The 2,460-nt window shown below is 54.0% G+C and carries 2 protein-coding genes; both read left to right on the forward strand.

From position 1 onward, the window contains the following. Positions 1 to 708: radical SAM/SPASM domain-containing protein (locus tag AQR02_RS00205; RefSeq protein WP_054938874.1), on the forward strand; the 708-nt coding region annotated here is incomplete at its 5' end. A 470-nt stretch (positions 709 to 1,178) separates the two neighbouring features. Next, positions 1,179 to 2,460, forward strand: a 1,282-nt coding sequence (locus tag AQR02_RS00210) for an Ig-like domain-containing protein (protein ID WP_167347595.1), incomplete at its 3' end; no start/stop codon positions are given.

Genomic DNA, 2,460 nt, shown 5'->3' on the forward strand with positions numbered 1-2,460 from the left:
GGTGAGCCGCTCCTGCATCCGAAGATAGGTGAGCTGCTGGACATTGCAGATGCCAAAGGCTTCAAGGTCAATATCACGACCAACGGCACGCTAATCCATAAGGCGGGGCCGAAAATTATCGGCAAGCCGGCGCTGCGCCAGATGAACTTCTCCCTGCACAGCTTCGACGGCCATGAAGGCTCTGAGAACCGGGAGGGGTATTTGAAGGAGATCATTTCTTTTGTGCGGGAAGCTGCGGCGCAAGGGGTCATCATCTCCTTCCGGCTCTGGAATCTGACGGAAGACAACCAGACCAATCTAACGCGGAGCCGCAACCGCGAGACGTTGGCTGTGCTGGAGGAGGCGTTCGATCTGGACTTCAAGATTGAGGAGAAGGTCGTTCCCGGCAGCGGCGTCCGCATTGCGCCGCGCATCTATCTGAACCAGGACCACGAGTTCAGATGGCCGGCACTGCATGAGCCGGAGGATGACGGCAAAGGCTTCTGCCATGCGCTGCGCAGCCAGGCGGCGGTGCTGGTGGACGGCACGGTGGTACCGTGCTGTCTCGATGGCGAGGGGGTTATCAACCTCGGCAACATCCACGAACGGCCGTTCTCCGAGATTGTCGAGGGGGAGCGGGCGAACAATCTGTTCTACGGCTTCTCCCGCCGGGAAGCGGTAGAAGAGCTGTGCCGCAAGTGCGGGTACCGGCAGCGGTTCGGTACGTAGGCTGGAGGCAGATGAGGTCGTAGCCAGCAGCAAGGGTAGCCGGGTGATCCTTTCAGCAGCTGCCCTGCCACTATATTAGCAATCCATAGCAAGCTTCCGCCGGAAGCTTGCTATTTGGCGTGTCTGGGGAGAGGGTCCCGCGTTGTCGGAAGCTGGTACCATGCACGTTCCTAGTCCACCCCTTCTGATGATCGGTGCTCCTCACTTAAGTCGACTCTACCTATTACAGGCCTTATTACCTATTGGTACCCGGGTAGTTGACTCTTTCCATGACATAGCAGCGCATGTAATCGTATCCATGGTGCTTGAAATATTAATATTTCAATATAAAATACTTCAATTTTAACGCATGCGGGTCGATAAATAGGAAAAAAGGTCTATATGTTTCTGTTTATGACCTCTAAAGGAGGGTAATTGTCCATATAATCCCATATTTTGGGTTGATTTTGTCATATGAAAGGAGTCATCTATTGAAATTTAGAGCGATTAAAAAAACAGCCATCTCCTTATTGGCGCTCATGTTGCTGACCATGACCTTCCTGCCCCAAGTCCGTTCTGTCTATGCCAGCGGATTGGACCTTACCGGGACCGGAAACGGATGGTTGACCGTCTATCCTAAAAACAGCCAGTTTGATTATGTGGGTGACCAGCAGACAGGAAGCGGAAGTGTAGCGCAGGACATCGTCGGCGATGCGAACAATCCTCCTTTTTACGTTAACTATGATTCGGCTGCGGGTGAAATCGGCTTTCGGATCCGTGTGAACAATCTGGATGGAACCCAGAAGGACAAGTTTACAAGCTTTGCGTTTGTGGGGGTGGATGCCAACGGGAACGGGGGTATCGACTTTTTCTTAGGCGTTTATAATCCGACAAACAACAACGGGAAGATCGGTATCTATAATGCTGATCCCAACAAGGCGAATACATCGCCCAGCACGACGGGCATCATCAATCCTGCGCTTATCTCCTATGTGCCTGGCGCTAATCAGAATTATTCGTTGATGCAGGCCGCGGGAAGCAGCTTTTCGGGGGACAGTGATTATTTTGTAACCTTTAAAATTAAGGTTGCAGACATTAATACGGCAATGGCGGGCAAGGGAATTACTGTGACTGCTACCTCCCCTCTGCAATATATTATCGGCACTGCTGCCCAGGACAACTCCTTCAATCAGGATATCGCGGGCACGCAGGGCATAAGCACTAATGATACTACCACATGGAAGGACCTCGGTGTCTTTTCGCCGCCCGTCAATGTTACGGGTACGATCCTGAACACGGCGCCAAGTGCGGTAGCAGATACGCTGACCGTAGCCGAGAACGGCTCGGGAAGCTTATCGGTAACGGCAAACGATACGGATGCCGAGAACGGGCTTGTCCCTTCCTCGGTAACACTCAAGACACTACCGTCGCACGGTACGGTCACTGTAGGCGCGAATGGCCAGGTGATGTATACGCCGAACGCGGGCTACAGCGGCAGCGATAGCTTCACGTATACCGTCAAGGATACGGACGGAGCAGAGTCCAACCCGGCCACGGTGAGTGTGACGGTGACAGCGGCTCCGATCCTGAACACGGCGCCAAGCGCGGTAGCGGATACGCTGACCGTAGCCGAGAGCGGCTCGGGAAGCTTGACCGTAACGGCAAACGATACGGATGCCGAGAACGGGCTTGTCCCTTCCTCGGTAACACTCAAGACACTACCGTCGCACGGCACGGTTACCGTAGGCGCGAACGGCCAGGTGACGTACACGC

This window comes from Paenibacillus ihuae, assembly GCF_001368795.1.
Taxonomy (GTDB): Bacteria; Bacillota; Bacilli; order Paenibacillales; family Paenibacillaceae; genus Paenibacillus_AQ; species Paenibacillus_AQ ihuae.